Below are 1,462 nucleotides of genomic sequence, written 5' to 3'. Positions count from 1 at the left end.
ACAGGCGCTACAGCATAGCATCTGCGATACCCAATCACGCTATTTTGGCTGTCTCTTAACACGAGATAAAGCGTGCGGTTGCTAAACCACTCTGCCATGAGTATATCGCGTTCATGTTTTTTGACCGAACACCACGGAAAATTTGCCAAATCCCAAGGATAATCAATTTGGTTCCAGCTTAACTCTTCATCCCCATCATCTATCCAATTACCAATAAGCCTGCCTTCTTCTCTTGTGAGCGTGTGATTGATTTCTGTTGTGCGTCCAAAGGAAAACAAAGTGTCCCCAGCTGTTAAGCGAACACCGCTTTCATACTCCAACATGCTGTCATCAAGGCGTGACATATTGCCTTCCATGGCTTGCACATCATAACCATAGGTCCCACGGCGAAAATCAGAGCGCAAACTTTTGGAAAGGTCGGTAATTGCTTCAATGGCTTCAAGGCTTTTGCGTTCAGGCAACTGATCAAAATCAAGTTGAAAGGAATTCCACCATGCTCGCCCCGTCCAGGCGGGTTGAAAGCGTGCCGAAATCCCTAGCCATTCAAGCCCTATCTCTATTGCCGCAAGGGAGCCGCGAATATTTTGCCATGCAAGACCCTGATCAATTAAATCATAAAGGGTAGAGAAATAAGGGTTTAATTCTTGTAAGCCATATTCGTCTATTAAAAAGGGCAACCAAGAAGGCGGACGCGTGATAAATTTCGCGCGTGGTATTTCTTCGAGTGCCGTTTTAACGTGAGGGTCAAAAGCCATTGCTTCTGCAAAACAACGTTCAAACAAGCTCGAATTTGGGGGCAAAAGTGAGGAAAGCATCAATAAGCACGCCCCCGTTCAGACAAGACAATATCCCCCAAAGCTACAGCTTCATCAGGTGCGACCAAAATATCCTCACAAGGTTGCGTTATGTTTACATGGTGAACGCCTTCAACCATCAAGCGGCTTAGTATCCAACTTAAAGACAAATCACGCCCAAGCCTCCATGCACGCGCCCATTCTGCTCTTAAATTCTGCTCCGCTCTTTCCAAAACAAAGGAGCCTTCATCCGGTAACAACCAAAAATCAGCAGAAACATTGATCATCCGCTGTACCGCGCTTTTCACAAGGATGTGGTCATTGGTCATTTTAACATGGGGGGCATCAAGGGCTGCTTGCACCTTTGCAATTAAAGCCTCATCAGCCACCCCTGAAGGAGCGTCACTAAAAAGAGCCACATGAATAAGCGGACTTTTACCCTCACGATAAACAAAAGCATCTTTGACATGGATATCGCTTGAGAGGGCAAAATATTGATAACGTGGCGCTGTGCCCCCTGTGGAATGTCCTTGTCTATTCAAGCGAATGCGGCGGCGCAAACGCTCATCATCTTCATCCAAAAGGCGCGTGACCCCATGAAAATCCCCCAAATGATCTAAACTTGTTCCACGCGCAAATGTGAGTAAATTATCCCGCGCCACTTCATT

General features: G+C 46.4%; 2 protein-coding genes. Both read right to left on the bottom strand.

Annotation, left to right across the window (positions count from 1 at the left end):
* Nucleotides 1-815 (bottom strand): phage tail protein (locus tag ACFIN0_RS08485; protein WP_375702315.1); only part of this gene is annotated, 815 nt, incomplete at its 3' end.
* Nucleotides 815-1,462 (bottom strand): baseplate J/gp47 family protein (locus ACFIN0_RS08480; RefSeq protein ID WP_375702314.1); only part of this gene is annotated, 648 nt, incomplete at its 5' end. The genes ACFIN0_RS08480 and ACFIN0_RS08485, both read right to left, overlap by 1 nt.

Origin of the sequence: Bartonella sp. AA89HNZF (assembly GCF_042196905.1) — a bacterium.
Taxonomy (GTDB): Bacteria; Pseudomonadota; Alphaproteobacteria; order Rhizobiales; family Rhizobiaceae; genus Bartonella.
Note: the sequence above shows the minus strand (reverse complement) of the source record. Positions and strands in the feature narration are given on the sequence as shown.